Source organism: Glaciecola sp. HTCC2999, assembly GCF_000155775.1.
GTDB lineage: Bacteria > Pseudomonadota > Gammaproteobacteria > Enterobacterales > Alteromonadaceae > Opacimonas.
Genome location: NZ_DS989810.1, coordinates 674518 through 693717 on the forward strand (window position 1 = coordinate 674518; position 19200 = coordinate 693717).

General features: G+C 39.7%; 18 protein-coding genes. 5 read left to right on the plus strand and 13 right to left on the minus strand.

Features of this window, described 5'->3' with window-relative positions; all coding sequences use genetic code 11:
- Window positions 1-76 precede the first annotated feature (76 nt).
- The 10 genes from G2999_RS02915 to rpsB all read right to left on the minus strand — a co-directional run bounded on the left by G2999_RS02915 (window position 77) and on the right by rpsB (window position 10509).
- Window positions 77-601 (minus strand): OmpH family outer membrane protein, encoded by a 525-nt coding sequence (locus G2999_RS02915; protein WP_010178552.1) that lies wholly within the window; start codon window positions 599-601, stop codon window positions 77-79.
- Between the two features lie 38 nt (window positions 602-639).
- The gene (bamA, locus tag G2999_RS02920) at window positions 640-3105 is read right to left on the minus strand and encodes an outer membrane protein assembly factor BamA (protein WP_010178554.1); all 2466 of its coding nucleotides are present in this window, start codon (window positions 3103-3105) and stop codon (window positions 640-642) included.
- Between the two features lie 63 nt (window positions 3106-3168).
- Window positions 3169-4581 (minus strand): sigma E protease regulator RseP, encoded by a 1413-nt coding sequence (gene rseP, locus G2999_RS02925; protein ID WP_010178556.1) that lies wholly within the window; start codon window positions 4579-4581, stop codon window positions 3169-3171.
- Complete coding sequence (ispC, locus tag G2999_RS02930; RefSeq protein ID WP_010178558.1) at window positions 4578-5759, minus strand: 1-deoxy-D-xylulose-5-phosphate reductoisomerase; 1182 nt, start codon at window positions 5757-5759, stop codon at window positions 4578-4580. Before ispC ends, rseP begins: the two co-directional genes overlap by 4 nt.
- On the minus strand, window positions 5759-6622 hold the full coding sequence (locus tag G2999_RS02935; protein ID WP_010178559.1) for a phosphatidate cytidylyltransferase: 864 nt from the start codon (window positions 6620-6622) through the stop codon (window positions 5759-5761). The genes ispC and G2999_RS02935 overlap by 1 nt, the downstream gene beginning before the upstream one ends.
- Window positions 6623-6628: 6 nt before the next feature.
- Window positions 6629-7384 carry a polyprenyl diphosphate synthase gene (gene uppS, locus G2999_RS02940; protein ID WP_010178560.1) on the minus strand — a complete coding sequence of 252 codons (756 nt, stop codon included), beginning with the start codon at window positions 7382-7384 and terminating at the stop codon, window positions 6629-6631.
- Between the two features lie 5 nt (window positions 7385-7389).
- On the minus strand, window positions 7390-7947 hold the full coding sequence (gene frr, locus G2999_RS02945; protein ID WP_010178561.1) for a ribosome recycling factor: 558 nt from the start codon (window positions 7945-7947) through the stop codon (window positions 7390-7392).
- Between the two features lie 10 nt (window positions 7948-7957).
- Entirely contained in the window at window positions 7958-8701 is a 744-nt protein-coding gene (gene pyrH / locus G2999_RS02950) for a UMP kinase (protein ID WP_010178562.1), read from the minus strand.
- 134 nt (window positions 8702-8835) lie between these two features.
- A complete protein-coding gene (gene tsf, locus G2999_RS02955) occupies window positions 8836-9708 on the minus strand; it encodes a translation elongation factor Ts (protein WP_010178563.1) in 873 nt (290 codons plus the stop codon).
- A gap of 72 nt (window positions 9709-9780) precedes the next feature.
- Window positions 9781-10509 carry a 30S ribosomal protein S2 gene (gene rpsB / locus G2999_RS02960; protein ID WP_010178564.1) on the minus strand — a complete coding sequence of 243 codons (729 nt, stop codon included), beginning with the start codon at window positions 10507-10509 and terminating at the stop codon, window positions 9781-9783.
- 349 nt (window positions 10510-10858) lie between these two features.
- On the opposite strand from rpsB, the gene map reads away from it, so the two are divergent.
- The 3 genes from map (at window position 10859) to dapD (ending at window position 15223) form a co-directional block, all read left to right on the plus strand.
- Window positions 10859-11650, plus strand: a complete 792-nt coding sequence (gene map / locus G2999_RS02970; protein WP_010178566.1) for a type I methionyl aminopeptidase — start codon at window positions 10859-10861, stop codon at window positions 11648-11650.
- 121 nt (window positions 11651-11771) lie between these two features.
- A complete protein-coding gene (glnD, locus tag G2999_RS02975) occupies window positions 11772-14402 on the plus strand; it encodes a [protein-PII] uridylyltransferase (protein WP_010178567.1) in 2631 nt (876 codons plus the stop codon).
- Window positions 14399-15223: a 2,3,4,5-tetrahydropyridine-2,6-dicarboxylate N-succinyltransferase gene (gene dapD, locus G2999_RS02980; protein WP_010178568.1), complete on the plus strand. Its 825-nt coding sequence runs from the start codon at window positions 14399-14401 to the stop codon at window positions 15221-15223. Before glnD ends, dapD begins: the two co-directional genes overlap by 4 nt.
- Window positions 15224-15329: 106 nt before the next feature.
- Here the strand turns inward: dapD and G2999_RS02985 are convergent, their stop codons facing one another.
- Window positions 15330-15773 carry a flavodoxin domain-containing protein gene (locus tag G2999_RS02985; RefSeq protein WP_010178569.1) on the minus strand — a complete coding sequence of 148 codons (444 nt, stop codon included), beginning with the start codon at window positions 15771-15773 and terminating at the stop codon, window positions 15330-15332.
- Between the two features lie 6 nt (window positions 15774-15779).
- On the minus strand, window positions 15780-16517 hold the full coding sequence (truC, locus tag G2999_RS02990; RefSeq protein ID WP_010178570.1) for a tRNA pseudouridine(65) synthase TruC: 738 nt from the start codon (window positions 16515-16517) through the stop codon (window positions 15780-15782).
- A 66-nt stretch (window positions 16518-16583) separates the two neighbouring features.
- Here truC and G2999_RS11690 point away from each other — a divergent pair, with 66 nt between their 5' ends.
- Window positions 16584-17609 (plus strand): DUF3549 family protein, encoded by a 1026-nt coding sequence (locus G2999_RS11690; RefSeq protein WP_050751006.1) that lies wholly within the window; start codon window positions 16584-16586, stop codon window positions 17607-17609.
- Window positions 17610-17615: 6 nt separating this feature from the next.
- Entirely contained in the window at window positions 17616-17930 is a 315-nt protein-coding gene (locus G2999_RS11695) for a DUF3301 domain-containing protein (RefSeq protein ID WP_010178574.1), read from the plus strand.
- Window positions 17931-18510: 580 nt separating this feature from the next.
- Here the strand turns inward: G2999_RS11695 and G2999_RS03005 are convergent.
- The gene (locus G2999_RS03005) at window positions 18511-19155 is read right to left on the minus strand and encodes a hypothetical protein (RefSeq protein WP_010178578.1); all 645 of its coding nucleotides are present in this window, start codon (window positions 19153-19155) and stop codon (window positions 18511-18513) included.
- Window positions 19156-19200 lie beyond the last annotated feature (45 nt).

Sequence of the window (19200 nt, forward strand, 5' to 3'; positions counted from 1 at the left end):
CATACCTGTAAACCCCCTAAAAACAAATCAGACCAACCAAATACTCATATTTCGTTGGTCTGCACTTCCCATATATTTATTGAGCGGTGGTAGTTGTATTAACCTGCTGTAAGACTTTCTGTGAGATATCAAATTCAGGCTTCACAAATGTGACCGCATTCGCATTTAATACCATATCGAAAGATTCGGCTTGAGCTACTGCATCAATTGCTTGCTTAACTAAACCCAACAATTTCGTTTGTTCTTCGTTTTGACGACGTTGAACTGCTTGTTGAAGTGGCTGTGCTTTTTCTTGCAATTCAGCACGGATAGCCATAATTTTTTCTTGAGAGGCTTGTTTTTGTGCTTCAGACATAGTCGCACCATCACGTTGCAGTTTTTCTACTTCAAACTCACCGTCTTTTTGTAATTTTTGAATTTCACCATACTGCTCTTTAAACTCTTCGTTAATGCTTTGAGCAATTTGAGCTGTCTGTGGTAATACTTGCAATATTCCTTGCACATCAACAATTGCTACTTTCTGAGCTGCCATTACAGCCGTGCTAAATAATGTTGAAGCTATTAAGGCTGTTGTTGCTAATGTTTTTGTAATTGTTTTCATTGTGTACTCCTGTAATGGCATCTGACGATGCAATAAAATTAAAATGTTTGACCAATGTTAAAAGTAAAGAATTTCGCATCGTCACCTGCGCGTTGCTTCACTGCTTTAGAAAAGCTAAATACCATAGGTCCCATAGGTGAAATCCATTGGACTGATAAACCAGCAGAGCTTCTAAATAGTTTCCAATCACTGTAATCAAGTAACTCATCACTCGTCGCAGATAAACTTAAATCTTTAAACTCATCATAATCAAATTCTGTGTCCCACACATTTCCTACGTCAAAGAAAAGACTGGTACGTACAGATTTATCAAACTCGGTTTCTATAAATGGGGTAGGAACAATTAATTCCAACCCTGCTAATGCGAGCGCATTACCACCTAAGCTACGACGTGATGAAAATAAGGTATCGTTTATCGGTAAACCTGGTATGACAGTACCATCTGGTGTCGTAATCGTGCCCTGAGAAATACGCTGGATACCACGTGGACCGACCGTGTTATTCTCAAAGCCGCGTAACGTATCTGAACCACCAGCAGTAAAGTTTTCCGTAAATGGTAACATCTGCTCTACGCCGTCTACATCACCATAACCATTACCATATCCTAAACGAGCACGGGCAAGTACGGTCCAGCGTTGATTCCGAGTTAATGGAAAATAGAACTTAGTATCAATCGTAGACTTAAAATACTGCACATCAGAATTAGGTGTGGTGACACTAACAGAAGCTCGTTGTGAAGAACCATCCGAAGGGAAAACACCTCGATTAAGTGTGTTTCTAAACCAACCAACCGATGCTTGTACACTATCATACTTGATGGCTGCATCAGGGTTTGCAGGGTCTATAAATTGATTATAAAAACGGTCCGTTTGTTCGTAACTTGAGCGGTTAAATAATTCCACATTTGTGTAAGTCAGACCAAAGTTTATGCGATTAACTGCATCAATGGGATAACCGAGATTTGCACCTACCGCAAACTGTTTTGAATTGTAGTTAATAACGTTAAAACTACCACCATCAAATTCAGAATAACTCAGCGTACCGCCTAAACTAATGCCATCAATAGTAAAGTAAGGGTCAGTATAACTAACTGAAACAGATTGTTGATAAGATACTGTATTAAGGCTAATCCCAACACGCTTACCTGTACCTAGGAAGTTATCTTGCTGGATACCAGCTTGTAAACTTAACTTAGTGCGATCGCCATAACCAATCCCCGCATTAAATGACCCAGCAGGTTGTTCTTTCACAGAGAAATTCACATCTACTTGGTCTTCTTTACCAGGTAATCGAATCGTATCAAACTCAACCTCTTCCATATAAGTTAAACGTGATAATTGAATTTTAGACGTTTCCAGCGATTGGTTAGATAACCAAGCACCTTCCATTTGTGTGACATTCTGTCTTAACACATCATCGGCAGTGACATTGTTACCTGCAAAATTAATTCGACGCACGTAAATACGTTTTCCCGGTTCTACAGATAATGTGAGTTTTACAGTATTATCTTCATCATTAATTTCTGGAATTGTCGTCACTGTAGGATAAGCATAACCAAACCGACCTAAATACTTGCTAACGAACTCTTCGGCATAAGTTACTTGGGCTTGGTTGTATAAAATATCTGTTCTTAATGGCACCAACTGTTTGATGATTTCATCTTGTCCTATCAGGTCGCCAATGACTTCCACTTCAGAAACGTTATATTGTTCACCCTCTGATACATTTAACGTAATGTAGATAGCATCTTTATCTGGTGTCATGGATACTTGGGTTGAGTCAATCGCGAATCGCAAGTAACCTCGGTCCATGTAGTAACTCGTAATCGTTTCCATATCGCCGGATAACGTTTGTTGCTGATAACGCGTTTCAGACATGAAATCCCACCAAGGGCGGTTAAATTTCAACTCCATCTGATCAAATAATTCTTGGTCACTAAATATCTCATTACCGACAATATTGATTTGAGTAATACTCGCAGCATCACCTTCTTCAAATAGCACTTTCAAATCAACGCGATTACGCGGCAATGGTGTCACAATAGCTGTAACATCTGCATTATACTTACCAATAGAATAATAAAAGTCTTTCAGCCCGTTTTCGATAGAATTGAGAACGGTTTTATCTAATGGCTCTCCAACAATAATGTTTGAACCATTAAGACTATCCTGCAATTGATCATCTTTAATATCATCGTTACCTTCAAAGATAATATTTGAAATGGTGGGTCGCTCTGTCACTTTAATCACTAACGTGTTGCCATCTCGGGCGACACTGATACTTTCAAAGTGAGTAGAGGAATACAGCGATCGAATGACTTGCTTGACTCGGAAGTCACTTAATTTATCTCCCACTTGAACAGGGACATAGGTCAAAGCCGCGCCAAGAGCAACACGCTGTAAGCCTTGGATACGGATATCATCAATGACAAAATCACTGTTCGCATGTGAAATAAACGCACAAAGCGATAAAACGCTAATGCAAAAAAACTGTCTTAACTTCATTAACTATTATTCTTCCTAGACTAATTATGATTATTGTAAGGAATTGCACGACATTGAGCAAAATTAAGTGATGCGCATGATGTCATTATATATCGCAATGCTCATTAAACTAAATAAAATGACCGCACCAAAACGAAAGCCAATTTCTTGAACCTCTTCTGATACTGGCTTTCCTGTGACCATTTCTACTAAGTAGTACATTAAATGACCACCATCTAACATGGGTAATGGGAACAAATTAATGATACCCAAGTTAACACTGATCAGTGCCAAAAAGCTTAAAAAGTAAACAAGCCCATAACTTGCACTAGCACCAGCGCCTTGTGCTATTGAAACCGGACCGCTTAAACTCTTAACCGACACATCGCCAGTGAAGAGTTTTCCAATCATATCTACGCTCAGTGTCATTAAACGCCATGTCTTATCCATCCCGAGGAACATAGCATCTAAAATATTAAAACGCTGTTCATAAACCATACCTTCAGGCCATGGTTTAAATGTTGGACTGACTCCTAAAATACCTATCCGTCCGTTTTCTGTTTGTTGAGCACCTAAAGTAGCATACAAACGCTCAACCTTACCCTCTCGTCCGATAGTTATTTCAATATCTTGGCTTGGGCGCGCTTTTATATACGCAACTGTTTGTTCCCAATTTGCTAAAAGAGTTCCATCAATTTGTAATATTTTATCACCTACCAGAACACCCGCTCTAGCCGCCGGACTATCAGCCGACACAAAACCAATGTCCATGGTCGGTTCTGGACGGTAGGGTTCAAATCCAAGGCTGTCCATTGCTGACTGCTTATCGGGAGCAAACTCCCAATTGTTTAAGAACAACGTTAGTGTTCTTGGTGGTAAGTTATTATCTGCATCATCGTGCTGATAAAAACGCCCGGATATTCCGTCATTTTGCTCTAAGCCTGTGTCAACCACTAGTATGTCGATGCTTTCATGACCAATAGCAGCGACAAGCTCTAAACTAATGGCTTCCCAATCTTTCACACTTCGGTCGCCTACATGGGTAATCTGCATCCCAGTTTCTAAACCGGCTCGCTCAGCAATAGTGCCGTCAGAAACAGAGCCAACCACTGGTTGCAAACTGGTTACCCCAACTAAATACATCAAAGTTAATACTAAGATAGCAAAGATAAAATTAACGACTGGACCGGCTGCAACAATCGCAAAGCGTTGTCGTACTGTTTTTTGATTAAAGCTTTGTTGTTGTAACTCAGGTGGTACTTGATCAACACGTTCGTCTAACATTTTAACATAACCACCAAGCGGAATGGCTGCAATAGCAAACTCCGTACCGTGACGATCATGACGACGCCATATCACTTTACCAAAACCGATAGAAAAACGAAGTACCTTCACCCCACACTTCCTAGCGATATAAAAATGACCCCACTCATGCACAGCCACTAAAATACCTAAGGCAATGATGAATGACAGTATATTCCAGAGAATCGCGATCATGATAATTCCAAAATAGCAGATTGGGCGACTTCTCGTGCATTTTGGTCACATTGAATCACTTGTTCAATCGTCGTTAGCGAGGATATCTCATGGGCATCTAATACTTGCGCGTTACACCTAGCAATATCAGTGAATGAAATATGCCCAGCTAGAAAAGCAGCCACATTTATTTCATTCGCGGCGTTTAATGTCGTACATGCCGACTGTCCCATACGAGCAGCGCGCAATGCTAAATATAAATTAGGATAACGTTCAGGACAGGGTGTAGAAAACGTAAAATCACGTAATTGATTAAAGTCTAAAGGGTTAACACCACTTTTAATCCTGACAGGATAAGCGAGCGCATGGGCAATTGGGGTGCGCATATCAGGCGCTCCCATCTGTGCAATCACTGAGCCATCGACATACTGCACCATAGAATGAATTGTCGATTGAGGATGCAAGACGATGTCAATATCATCATTATCTAAGCCAAACAACCAACGCGCCTCAATAAACTCTAACCCTTTATTCATCATCGTCGCAGAATCTATTGAAATTTTTTGGCCCATATCCCAATTAGGATGAGCACATGCTTGTGCTGGAGTAATGGCATCAAATAGCGCTAAGTCCGTCTCTAAAAATGGACCGCCTGATCCTGTTAATAGCACTTTACTTATACCACTTGCAGCTAAATCACCATATTTAAAAGAATGAGGAAGACACTGAAAAATGGCATTATGCTCACTATCGATAGGTAAAATTGTTGCACCACATTCATTGGCTTTGGCAATAAACAGTTCACCAGACATCACGAGTGCTTCTTTATTTGCTAATAACACACGCTTTCCTGCTGCAACAGCGGCAAATGTAGGTATGAGTCCAGCAGCACCGACGATTGCAGCCATCACGGTGTCTACTTTATTGTCATTAGATACTTTCACTAATGCATCAACACCAAAATGACATTGTACGTCCAATTCCATTGAAGCGGCTAATGCTAACGCTTCATTTTGTACAGAAACATCCGCCAAAACAACATGCTGAGCATTAACATCTCTGGCTTGCAACAACAGTGTTTCATAATCTGAATTAGCAGTTAACGCGTAAACTCGGTATTTATCATTATGACGCTTCACTACATCAAGCGTATTTTTTCCGATTGAGCCTGTTGCACCTAAAATAGTCAGGGTTTGCATTATGCCATCCATACCACATAACAAAATGTAAAGACTGGAAAGGCCGCAGTTAAACTATCTATACGGTCTAATATGCCGCCATGACCTGGTAAAATACGACCACTATCTTTAATTCCGGCACAGCGTTTAAACATACTTTCATTTAAATCACCTAATGCTGATACACCCACCGTGATCACACCAATTAAGATATGCAATGTAATTGACTTAGTTTCAACTTGATAATGTAACGCCGCAAACGCAATAATTGCCATCGATGCGGCGACGCCACCGGCAAGCCCCTCAAACGTTTTACCCGGTGATACATTTGGACGTAACTTAGTACGACCAAATTTAACACCTACGAAGAATGCGCCTATATCAGCGGCCCATACAATACCTAACACATAAAAAATTAATGATGCACCGTAAAATGGATCCACATCAAATAGACTAGAACGTAAGGTAACGATGGCGACATAGGTTGGAACGAGAGTAAACACACCGAATAAATTACGAATCAGGTGTGAATGTTGCCAAAAAGCACTCGCTTTTGGGTATAACAATATCATCACCAACGAATAGGCCCACCATGCGCTAGCAAGCGCTAAAACCCAATAAAATACAAGATGCAACTCACCCTGCACCCAAATTTCACTGGCTGGCACCCATATACTCAATCCAATACATAAAGCAGTGATGATTATGGTAAATATCAGTTTCATTCTTCGTTGAATGAGACCCGACATATTTCCCCACTCATAGGCACCCAGTCCCATTACCACTGCTACCACGAACTGAAATGTGTCAACAGATAGAAACAGAATCGCGAGTAAAGCTGCAGGCGCTAAGATTAGCGCAGTGATGATACGTTGTTTTAACATAGCGAATTAAATGACCTGTTCTGAGATTTTACCGAAACGACGTTGTCGTTCATTAAAGCTGATGACCGCATCAAGGAAACTATTTTCATTAAAATCTGGCCATAACGTATCAGTAAAATAAAATTCGGAGTATGCACACTGCCATAGTAGAAAATTAGAAATTCGTTTTTCACCACCGGTGCGGATTAGTAAATCTAATGCTGGTAAATCAGCAAAAGCAGTGTTGGCATTAAATGATGTCTCATTTATGTCTTCAGGATTCAATTTACCTGAAGCAACTTGCTGAGCGAGAGATTGTGCTGCATTCACTATATCCCAACGCCCTCCATAGTTTGCAGCTATATTGAGATGTAACTCAGTATTATGTTGAGTCAATGCTTCAGCATCTTTGATTTTTTGAACTAGTTTTGGATCAAAAGGAGATAAGTCTCCCACCACTTTCAGGCGTACACCATTTGCGTGGAGTTTCTTAACTTCACTGGTTAACACCAGTTTAAATAGTTTCATTAACACTGACACTTCATCCTGAGGGCGTTTCCAGTTCTCAGAGCTAAATGCAAATAATGTTAATGCTGTGATTTTATGAGTACGAGCAAAACGCACTGAAGCGCGAACAGACTCAACGCCTGCTTTATGCCCAAATGTGCGTAATTTTCCCTTTTGCTTAGCCCAGCGACCGTTGCCATCCATAATGATGGCAACATGCTCTGGCATCTTAGGCGTCTGATCTGAGCCGCTATCATCCTTGTTTAAGGTATCCATAATCCTTAAATTTCCATCAACTCTTTTTCTTTGACACTTAACAGCTCATCTACTTGCTTAATAAAGTCATTAGTTAAAGATTGAATATTTTCTTCACCCGCGCGAGCTTGATCCTCTGAGATGTCTTTGTCTTTAAGTAAATCTTTAATGTCAGAATTAGCATCTCGACGAATGTTACGTACTGCTACACGACCATTTTCAGCTTCACCACGTGCCACTTTTATCAGATCTTTACGACGTTCTTCTGTGAGTGGCGGTAACGGGATGCGAATAGCGCCACCAGCACTCATTGGGTTTAAACCTAGATCAGAAGACATAATCGCTTTCTCGACGGCTTGGATAGCAGATTTATCAAATACAGATAAAGCTAATGTACGACTATCTTCAGCAATAATATTAGCTAATTGCTTAAGTGGAGTATCAGCACCATAATAGTTAACAACAATACTATCTAACAAGCTGGGATGAGCTCTACCGGTACGGATTTTTGCCAATTGAGATTTTAATGCACTAACGCTTTTTTCCATTCGATCTTGTGCGTCTAATTCAATTTCATCAATCATTTATTTATTCCTAATTTTCTAAATTGTCTGCGTGGGTAATTAATGTGCCTTCAGCTTCACCTAATACCACACGTCTTAATGTTCCTGGTGTATTCATGTTAAATACACGGATCGGTAATGAATGGTCGCGTGCTAAGGTGAACGCAGATAAATCCATCACCTTTAATTCTTTTTCTAATACTTCTTGGTATGTGATTTGTTTTATCAATTGAGCATCAGGATCTTTGGCCGGATCAGAAGTGAATACGCCATCCACTTTAGTCGCTTTTAATACTGCATCCGCTTCAATTTCGATGCCACGTAAACATGCCGCAGAGTCAGTCGTGAAAAAGGGATTACCTGTACCAGCAGAGAATATAACAACACGGCCGGATTTAAGCGAACTAATCGCTTCCGCCCAGTTGTATGCATCACATACGCCATTGAGTGGAATAGCAGACATCAGACGTGCATTCACAAATGCTCGATGTAAAGCATCTCGCATTGCTAATCCATTCATCACCGTGGCAAGCATTCCCATATGATCACCGACAACTCGGTTCATACCTGATTTCGCTAGGCCTTCACCACGAAATAAATTACCACCGCCGATGACCAAGCCAACTTGGACACCCATCTCAACTAACTCTTTGATTTCTTGAGCCATTCGATTAAGCACTAGAGGATCTATACCAAACTCACCTTCACCTTGTAAGGCTTCACCACTGAGTTTGAGTAAGATACGACGATAAGCAGGTTTTGGAGCGATACTCATGAGTGTTTTCCTGTAGTACGAATAATTTATTGTAGTAACTCTGAAAGCTGTGCAGACAGATATGAAAAAGCACCTCCAGAGGAAGTGCTCTTAGTGTATCCGATGTTTCACGGATGAAAAAGATCCAAGTGCAATTATTTCTTTGCAGCTTCCATTTGAGCAGCAACTTCTGCAGCAAAATCTTCAGTCTTCTTCTCAATTCCTTCACCCACTTCAAAGCGGATAAAGTTAACTACATCAGCGCCGTTACTCTTCAATAAATCACCCACAGATTGTGAAGGATCTTTAATGAATGGCTGACCTGTTAAGCTGATTTCGCCAGTGAATTTCTTCATACGACCAGCTACCATTTTTTCAGCGATATCTGCAGGCTTGCCTGATTGTACGGCGATATCGATTTGAATTTCTTTTTCTTTCTCAACGACTTCTGCAGGTACATCAGTTGGCTTAACAAACTGTGGAGAAGCAGCTGCAACGTGCATTGCAACGTCTTTCGCTAATGCCTCATCACCACCAGTTAGGATAGCAACAACACCAATACGACCACCGTGTACATATGCACCAAGGTTGTCACCTTCTACATTAATTACGCGACGTGGAGAGATATTTTCACCGATTTTAGCAACCAATGTATCACGGACAGATTGTACTGTACCGCCGTCCAATTCAGCTGCATTCAATGCTTCTATATCATTGATTTTATTTGCCGCAGCAACACCGATAATTTTATTACCGAATGCTAAGAAACCTTCATCACGTGCAACAAAGTCAGTTTCACAGTTAACTTCCATCATAGTCGCAACGCCATTTTCAATGTGAGTTAAAATCACACCTTCAGCAGCAATACGGCCTGCTTTTTTAGCGGCTTTTGCTTGACCAGATTTACGCATATTTTCAATCGCTAGTTCGATGTCACCATCAGTTTCAACTAACGCTTTCTTACAATCTAACATACCGGCGCCAGTGCGCTCACGTAGTTCTTTAACCAGGGCTGCAGTCACTGCCATGATATTTTCCTCGAATAATTAATCTTAAAATAATAAATTGCGTTAGGTTGAAACCAACCTAACGCAAGGCACTTATTCTGCCGCTTCTACAAACTCTTCTTCAGCTTGCGCTTCGATGTTTGTGTTACGTCCAGAGATAACAGCATCAGCCGCTGCATTTAAGTACAACTGGATCGCACGGATCGCATCGTCATTACCAGGGATGATGTAATCAACACCATCTGGGTTTGAGTTAGTATCAACTACACCCACAACTGGAATACCTAAGTTACGTGCTTCTGTAACTGCAATGTGCTCGTGATCTGCATCGATAACGAAGATAACGTCCGGTAAACCGCCCATATCTTTGATACCACCTAAGCTTGATTCAAGCTTAGTCATTTCACGTTGTAACATTAATACTTCTTTTTTGGTAAGTTTATCAAACGTACCATCTTGGCTTTGTGCTTCAAGCTCTTTAAGACGCTTGATTGATTGACGTACTGTTTTCCAGTTAGTCAACATACCACCTAACCAACGTTTATTAACGTAGAATTGGTCGCACTTGATTGCTGCTTCTTTAACAGCTTCACCTGCAGCACGCTTGGTGCCAACAAATAATACTTTACCTTTTTTAGACGCAACGCTAGAAACATAGTTTAATGCGTTGTTGAATAAAGGAACGGTTTTTTCAAGATTGATGATATGAACTTTGTTACGAGCGCCGAAAATGAAAGGCTTCATTTTTGGGTTCCAGTAACGAGTTTGGTGACCGAAGTGTACGCCAGCTTGTAGCATGTCACGCATAGAAACGTTTGCCATGATATTTTTCCTCAAATTTGGGGTTAGGCCTCCATACATCCCTTTGCTCGATCCGCATTAATAGTGTGAACTATTAAATTAGACACCCCGAGGTCAGTGTCGATGTATGTGTGATTTAATAAGATTATGAAGGCCATTACTAAACAATGGATATCAACATAACCGATGAATTATACAATTTTAAAAAAGATGTTTTAACAATCCTTTTAAATTGCGGCGCGTTTTATATCATTTTAAAGGCTTTATATCAAGGAAAAACTGGTTATTAAGCTTGTTTTATGTAAAATATCTCCTTATCTTAAGTATCAAGTCATTCGGGCTTTTTCAAATAATAAATTAAGGATGTGCAGTGGGCGCTATTATAAAAACTCAAGACGAAATCCTAAAAATGCGCGTAGCCGGTAAATTAGCAGCTGAAGTGCTTAATATGATTGGTGAATATGTCGTCAAAGGTACGACAACTGATGAACTTAATACACTGTGCCATAACTATATCGTTGATGTTCAAGGTGGTATCCCTGCTCCATTGAATTATGGTCATCCACCATTTCCAAAATCAATTTGTACATCCGTCAACCACGTGATTTGCCATGGGATCCCTAGTGACAAAAAACTAAAAGATGGTGATATTGTCAATATCGATGTAACGGTTATTAAAGATGGTTATCATGGTGATTCATCCAAAATGTTTGTGGTAGGCAAGCCATCAATTCTAGCCGAGCGCTTAATTAAAGTGACACAAGAGTGTTTGTATAAAGGCATTGAGATTGTTAAACCCGGTACAACATTGGGCGATATTGGTCATGTTATCCAACAACACGCTGAAGCACACAACTATTCTATTGTTCGAGAATTCTGTGGCCATGGGATTGGGGCTACCTTTCATGAGGAGCCACAAGTAGTACATTATGGTCGCCCTGGAACAGGTGAAGTATTAGAAGCGGGTATGTGCTTCACTATTGAACCAATGATAAATGCAGGTAAACGTAACAGCAAAATCTTACCAGACCATTGGACAGTAGTGACTAAAGATAGAAGTTTATCGGCTCAATGGGAACATACACTATTAGTGACCGAAAACGGTGTTGAGATCCTCACACACCGTGATGATGAGACGATTGCTAAAATCATCGAGCACTGATTTTAGCAACTTAGTTCTGCATTATCTGTGCAAATAAATGTAATGCTATGACATACGTAGCATTGCACTTTTTTATCAAGCGTTTATGCTAGTCGTATAATTTACACTTTTACTGGTTCCCATGTCTTTTTCTTCACTTATTCAACAAGTCCGTGACATTCCATCACTTAACGATGTGGTATCATTTAAAACTGCAGTTAATGATTGTTATACCTTTTTAGAAAAGGAATTTACAACATCTCCAGTTGATGACTTAGTCACGGGCCGTGCCACATTTGTAGATGCCTTAGTTTGTCACGCTTGGCAATTAGCAGGCCTGCATGAATTTAAAAAACTCAGTCTTGTCGCGGTGGGTGGTTATGGCAGGGGTCAATTACAACCTCATTCAGATGTCGATCTATTAATTCTCAGCTCACGTGGTTTACCAAGGGGCGCATCAGATAAAATTTCACAATTCTTAACCTTGCTATGGGATGCAAAATTAGATGTTGGCTCAGCAGTTCGCAGCATTAAAGAATGTGTTGAACAAGCAAAATTAGATATCACAATTGCCACAAATATCGTCGAAGCTAGAAATTTAATTGGTTGTAAAGCCACATTTGATAAAATGCTAAGTAAAGTAAATCATGATAAAACGTGGACAAGTAAAGCATTTTTTAGTGCCAAATATGAAGAACAACAACAACGTCATAATAAGTTTAATGGTACTTCATATAACCTAGAACCAAATGTGAAAGAAAATCCAGGCTGTTTGCGAGACATACAATCTATTGGGTGGGTTGCTAAAAAACACTTCCAAGAATACGACGGCTATGAACTCGTCGGTCATGGCTACTTCACTGAGATGGAGCACCAAGAATTATTAGACTGTCGTCATCAGTTATGGCGAATCCGTTTTGCATTACATTTAGTCGCGGGTCGCAGTGAAAATCGACTCTTATTTGATTACCAAGCCGATGTTGCGCATTTACTGGGTTTCAATGATGACGATAAAAAAGCAGTTGAAAGAATGATGAAACTATTCTTTCGCGTGGTTCGTCGTGTTACTGAACTCAATACCATGTTATTACAACGCTTTAAATTCGATGTATTAAATTTAACCTTAGCATCTGGGCGAATATTAAATGACGAGTTCAGTGTCAGTGACAACACAATATCACCACGCACTGAAACAGTGTTTGCGACGCCTTTAGCCGTTTTTCAATTTTTACATTTATTAGCAGATAATCATGACATCGATTCTCTCGATTATGAATGTATCCGTCAACTTAGAAATGCACGTCGTCAGTTCTCAGATAAATACTGGGTCGAATACCCTGAATGCCGAACCGCTTTCATGCAGTTAATGCGCCACCCTGAGTTTTTTGGCTTTGGTTGGAACGTAATGCACTTACACGGAATTTTGCAAGCATATCTACCCCAATGGGACAATATTGTCGGTATGATGCAATTTGACTTATTCCATGCATATACCGTCGATGAACATACTCACCGTTTAATTAAAAATTTATTCCAATATTTTAACAAAGACAATAAAGATTTCCCACGTTGTAGCAACATTGTTCGCAACTTAGATAAACCTGAGTTGATCTTTATTGCCGGTATTTTTCACGACATCGCCAAAGGTCGTGGGGGTGATCACTCAAAACTCGGCGCGGCGGATGTATTTAGCTTTGGCGAATCACACGGTTTGACGGCGGACGATATTAAGGTCATTAGCTGGTTAGTAGAGTCGCATTTATTAATGTCAGTGGTCGCCCAGCGTCGAGATATTTATGATCCTGAAGTAGTCGCAGATTTCGCCAGTGCTGTAAAAAGCCACAATCATCTTAATATGCTTTATGCATTAACGCTTGCTGATATTCGAGCAACCAACGACAGCTTGTGGAATGATTGGAAATCATCGTTACTTAAAGAACTCTATTTGTTAACTCAAAAAGCGTTAGATAATGGTTTACAATGCCAAGTGACGTTTAATGAACGAGCATTGCAACATCAAAAAGAAGCTATTGATATCCTGCAACCACAGTGGCAGAGAAATGAAATTGATAGTGTATGGAATCGTTTAGAACAGCCCTACTTCACCCGCTTCAAACCCATACAAATAGCATGGCATACCCAGCAGATACTCGTGCATGAAGACGCAGATGGATGGCTCATCAAAATGGCAAATCACACGACTAAGGCGGGTACTGAATTACTCATTTATGGAAAAGATCGCCCGGCAGTTTTTGCGCAAATAGCGTCTGTTTTAGACAATGCTAACTTATCTATTTTAGATGCTAATATTGCGATTACACCCGACGGTTATGTATTTGATAGTATTATCGTCGTCGATGAAGATAATGAAAAAATTGCATCTACTGAGCGTTGCTATAAAATAGAACAAGCAATTTTGGCGCAATTAAATAAAGCAACGCGTGAACACCATAATTCTCGCAAATTATCTCGTCGATTAAAGCAACTAAATGTACCAACCAAAGTAAGGTTTTTCTCCGCGAGTGATGACGCCACCTTAATTGAACTTGAAGCCCTTGATACACCAGGGTTGTTAGCATCAATTGGTCATGTATTTGTGGATTTCAATTTGACCTTACGCTTGGCAAAAATCTCGACCATCGGCGAGCGAGCTGAAGATGTTTTTATCGTAAGTGACGAACATAATCATGCGCTCAGCCCTGAATTACAACTTGCTTTGAAAAAGCAAATTTCTTTAACTCTCGATCAACTGGAAACTGAAACAGCATTATGAGTGATTTACAAACCATTATAGAAAGTGCCTTTGATGCACGTGACACTATTTCTCCTAGCACCGCTTCGGCTGAATTAAAAGCAGCGGTTAATCAAGCGATTGACTTACTCAACAGCGGTGAAGCCCGTGTTGCTGAAAAAATTGATGGTGAGTGGGTCGTTCATCAGTGGCTGAAAAAAGCAGTCTTATTATTCTTCCGTTGTTATAACAATGACGTTATTGAAGGCGCTGAAAGTAAATTCTACGATAAGGTTCCGTTGAAATTTACTGACTACACAACAGAGCGTTTTGCTAAAGAAGGTATGCGTGTAGTCCCTCCTGCAGCGGTTCGCACCGGTACATTCATTGGTAAGAACGTCGTATTAATGCCATCTTATGTCAACATTGGCGCTTTCGTCGATGAGGGCACAATGGTAGATACATGGGCAACCGTAGGTTCATGCGCGCAAATTGGTAAAAATGTACATTTATCTGGCGGTGTAGGTATTGGTGGAGTGTTAGAACCGTTACAAGCTAACCCTACCATCATTGAAGATAACTGTTTTATCGGTGCACGTTCTGAAATCGTTGAAGGCGTCGTTGTCGAAGAAGGTGCTGTCATTTCGATGGGCGTTTATATTGGTCAAAGCACACGTATCTATGATCGTGAAACTGGCGAGATTCATTACGGCCGTGTACCAGCAGGCTCTGTTGTAGTATCAGGTTCATTACCAAGCAAATGTGGCACTTACAGTTTATATGCGGCTGTTATCGTCAAGAAAGTCGATGCTAAAACACGTGCAAAAGTAGGTATTAACGCTCTACTTCGTGAAGCGGAATAATATCTAACACTGCATCGTTTATTTTAAGATGCACATAAAAAATCCGAGTATTGCTCATTAAGCAAACTCGGATTTTTTGTCTCTATTTTTAAATGAGTATATTAAATTAAAACTCAGACTGATGCGTTTCCAGCCATGCTAGTACATCTGCTTCTGGCTCAAATGTTTCCATAGCATCAATACCTACCATATCACTAATAGGTGTGCCTTGGAGTTCAGTCAATAATTCAAACATCAGCGTACCTGCACCGCAATATGAATCACCATACGAGCTATCCCCCAATGCGATCACAGCAAATTTCTTGTTATTTATCAAAGGACAGGTATCTTTTGCATCTACATAAAACAGTTCTAAATTTGGCGGTATGTCACCTACACCTGTCGTCGAAGTCACCACTAAAAAGCTATCATGTTCATCGAATAAGCTCACATCAGGATCAACATGTAATTCAACATCATGCCCTTGATTAGTTAAGAACGCTTGTGCTTCTTCCGCGGCATTTTGTGCATTACCATACACTGAGCCTACAATAATTCCGATGTTTGACATACTTTACTACTCGCTTTGATAAGGTGCTAGTGTCGCTAAGACATGCTCTAGTTCAGGCCACAAGGGGGCAGATAGCGCTAAAGGATGTTGCGTCACTGGGTGACAAAATTTCATACTACTATTATGTAGGGCTAAATGATGAAAATTAAAGGTATCACGCATAAATTTATTTTGCTTACCGTCACCATGGGTAGTATCCCCCATAATAGGATGACGCACATGCGCAAGATGTCTTCTAAGTTGATGTTTACGGCCTGTCTGAGGATTAAGTTCAACCCAAGATAAACGTGCTTGAGGATAGCGTCCAACAGCTTTGGGATAAGTAAAGCGTTGTAAACACGCGATGTGAGTCTGTGCTTCTTGAGGCGCTTTATCTTGTTGCGCATCTTTATCGGCGATCTTATCGAGCTTTTCTTTTAAAGCATAATCGACAAATTGACTCTTCGTCCAACCACGAGTTAACGCGTGGTATGTTTTATGAATTGTCTTTTCCGTAAATTGCTCCGTCATTAATCGAGCGACATCACTGGATAAAGCAAACACTAAAACACCCGATGTTGGTTTATCTAGACGATGTACGGTGTAAACATGTTGATCAATCATATTTCGCACCATCTGCATCGCGAATCGAGTTTCATGACGATCAATCATACTGCGGTGCACTAATAAACCACTAGGTTTATTGATGGCAATGATATGCTCATCTTGGTAGATTATAGGTAATTGAGATGAAACTTCGGTCATATCGCACTATGTCTTAAAAGGGCTTTGCGGTATTATACGGACAAATACTTAACAACTCACTTGTTTATGCAATCTACATCTATCAATTCCATTATCGAATTTCTTGACGCGTCAAAATCACAATATAAGTTCATCGACATGGGTCGTGGATTTCGAGAGCTGACACCTGAACATATGAATCAAATTGAGTATCAACGGGTTCCTGCGCCTTACCCAAGACAACAGCATATATGGCTAGGGTGTATTTTTTGGTCACCTGAACGTTCTGCTCAGCATTATATTTGGTTTATTAAATTACCTTTAGACGAACGTGGGTTACTGAATCAAGCAGCACGAAATCTATTTTTAGAAAAGGTAATAGAAGCATTAGGTAGACAATTAGAAAACACAGAAAAAATGCAGGGGCAACTAGGAGACAATCCTTATACATTTGTTCCAAACCAACAACAACTCGCTGATTTCAATGCCAAAGCTAAAACATTATTGAAAAATCCACCATCACATGGATTTCAAGCGGTTTCCGACTATATTCATGCACCTAACACTCAAGATTGGCAGTTATTAAGTGTACAGGGCTTAGCTGATTATGTAGCACGTTTATCAGACCCGATGATATTTGCTACATTGCAAAAACAATGGACTCTGTTAGCTCCACTTTTTCAAGTTAACCTACTCAATAGTCTTGAACATTATGCGATAAATAAACCCTTGGCTGTATTAGTTAAACAACACTTTGATACAGCAGTAAGTCAAGATAATGAAACGCACATTATTGCTAGTCTTCGTGCGTTAACACAAGCTCCAGAAGAGATAGTAAAGAAAGTCATTGACCCTTTATTACAACGTGCATACCTACCTTCAGACTGGTTAATTCTGATCGCAGCTAGACATATGGCGCTGTTTAATGACATCAATCGTGCTATCTTATTTTTAGAAAAATGTGCATTACATGATGACGCTATTTTTCAAGGGTTATTTGCCGATATGGTACAGTTACCTCAATGTAGAATTGCATTTTTGCAAGCATTATCAGCATCCAATCTCACTGAACTATGCCAACAAAAAATCACATCATTACAACAAGGTCATTAACGAGTTATGGAATTAATTGATATAGTGGTATGGGTAAGCATTATTGCACTAGCCGGTTTATTTTGGCGAGTTCGTGATTATGCTGAAATAGCCCGTATGTTCGCTCAGCAGTACTGTACAAAGCATCAACTCGTATTTGTTAGTATTGCTCGTAAACAAATGCATTGGCGGGAAACAAGTCAATCCAGACGATTTCAATTTGATTATATTATGGAGTTTTCTACTGCAAATGATGTTTTATATGAAGGCATTGTGAGTATTTATAAAGGAAAATTAAAAGCTATCGACGTACCCGTCTATAGAGAGCCTGAAGTCTTTTAAGTTGAACAATAATCGATGCTATAAAAACAAAAAAGGTAGTACATCATGTACTACCTTTTTAAGTATTTTGAGCTTCCTTCTCAACAATCCTTTGCCAATTCATCATCCCTAGCAACGTCCATATTTGTATCAATCCGTCTGATCCAATTAATCCTTAATTGGCCGCAAGTCCCTGCGCTGATCCTTTTCCATTTTATATGTAGTTGTAAATTCTATTACAACCAGCTTCCTATCCTAGAAGCAATATTTTGAATTTCCTTATCAATATTTTTTGCACTATAACCGACTTTCCGTTGCCAGTTATCAGTCCGAAGACTAAATCCTTACATTGCATACTTATCATCCTGACAAGTCACGTTTCCTTTCGACAGGACAAAGAATAATCTTTTTTAACGTTAGAAAAACGATTAAATCATCAAATTTGAGTAGAATTCTAATAACACTTCTGCTTTTTCAAAAATAATATTCAATAAATACAGTACGTTATATTAAGATGTCAGTGATAGAGAGGGAATAAACAGGCAATTAACTACAGATATGTAAGAGATCTCCTACACCATCTGTAGTTAAATATGCATAATTACTTTTTAGACTTGTATAGTATTTGACCATGTATATGTTGCGTGGCAACTTTTTCAATAAATTTAAATCCACCATCGTCAAAAAATGATAAACATTTATCTAATGTAGCAAATACAGCAACGCCATTGGATTGTTCATCAGCATCAATTACTTCGTTAATCGCAGCTAAAAGAATATGGCCAATACCTTGATCTTGTAATGCCGGTTGAACGCCAATAAACGAGATCATGTGACAATTATTATCAGGCAGTTTGTTGCGTACAATTTTTTCTTTTTCTAGGAACTGTTGCGTGCCCAGAAATCCTGCTGTTAATAGCATTTTCATACGCCAGTGCCAATAACGACTGTGACCGAACTCTGGTTCTGGGTTAATGAGGCAAGTCGTTGCAACGAGTGAATCATCTTTGAATACACCAATTATAGGTTGTTTAGCTTCCCAAAACGTATTGAGCTCTTCGCGGATTGCACCTCGTAATCTAACGTCATACCCCTCTTCACCTTTAGCGAAGATTTTACAAAATAGAGGATCATCAAAGTACGCGTTGAATAGAATGGAAGCTGCAACTTTAAGATCAGACGCTGATAAGTACCTCACCTCAAAACCGAGTTCCTCTTTAATATTATCTTCGATCGTTGCTTGCATTATATGCCTCGCTTATTGTTAACAAACCATTTACAAATAGTGTAA

What these genes read in the sequence shown, in the direction of transcription:
- G2999_RS02915 (WP_010178552.1), bottom strand. Translation starts at nt 601, where the DNA reads ATGAAAACAATTACAAAAACATTAGCAACAACAGCCTTAATAGCTTCA.
- bamA (WP_010178554.1), bottom strand. Translation starts at nt 3,105, where the DNA reads ATGAAGTTAAGACAGTTTTTTTGCATTAGCGTTTTATCGCTTTGTGCG.
- rseP (WP_010178556.1), bottom strand. Translation starts at nt 4,581, where the DNA reads ATGATCGCGATTCTCTGGAATATACTGTCATTCATCATTGCCTTAGGT.
- ispC (WP_010178558.1), bottom strand. Translation starts at nt 5,759, where the DNA reads ATGCAAACCCTGACTATTTTAGGTGCAACAGGCTCAATCGGAAAAAAT.
- G2999_RS02935 (WP_010178559.1), bottom strand. Translation starts at nt 6,622, where the DNA reads ATGTTAAAACAACGTATCATCACTGCGCTAATCTTAGCGCCTGCAGCT.
- uppS (WP_010178560.1), bottom strand. Translation starts at nt 7,384, where the DNA reads ATGGATACCTTAAACAAGGATGATAGCGGCTCAGATCAGACGCCTAAG.
- frr (WP_010178561.1), bottom strand. Translation starts at nt 7,947, where the DNA reads ATGATTGATGAAATTGAATTAGACGCACAAGATCGAATGGAAAAAAGC.
- pyrH (WP_010178562.1), bottom strand. Translation starts at nt 8,701, where the DNA reads ATGAGTATCGCTCCAAAACCTGCTTATCGTCGTATCTTACTCAAACTC.
- tsf (WP_010178563.1), bottom strand. Translation starts at nt 9,708, where the DNA reads ATGGCAGTGACTGCAGCCCTGGTTAAAGAACTACGTGAGCGCACTGGC.
- rpsB (WP_010178564.1), bottom strand. Translation starts at nt 10,509, where the DNA reads ATGGCAAACGTTTCTATGCGTGACATGCTACAAGCTGGCGTACACTTC.
- glnD (WP_010178567.1), top strand. Translation starts at nt 11,772, where the DNA reads ATGTCTTTTTCTTCACTTATTCAACAAGTCCGTGACATTCCATCACTT.
- dapD (WP_010178568.1), top strand. Translation starts at nt 14,399, where the DNA reads ATGAGTGATTTACAAACCATTATAGAAAGTGCCTTTGATGCACGTGAC.
- G2999_RS02985 (WP_010178569.1), bottom strand. Translation starts at nt 15,773, where the DNA reads ATGTCAAACATCGGAATTATTGTAGGCTCAGTGTATGGTAATGCACAA.
- truC (WP_010178570.1), bottom strand. Translation starts at nt 16,517, where the DNA reads ATGACCGAAGTTTCATCTCAATTACCTATAATCTACCAAGATGAGCAT.
- G2999_RS11690 (WP_050751006.1), top strand. Translation starts at nt 16,584, where the DNA reads ATGCAATCTACATCTATCAATTCCATTATCGAATTTCTTGACGCGTCA.
- G2999_RS11695 (WP_010178574.1), top strand. Translation starts at nt 17,616, where the DNA reads ATGGAATTAATTGATATAGTGGTATGGGTAAGCATTATTGCACTAGCC.
- G2999_RS03005 (WP_010178578.1), bottom strand. Translation starts at nt 19,155, where the DNA reads ATGCAAGCAACGATCGAAGATAATATTAAAGAGGAACTCGGTTTTGAG.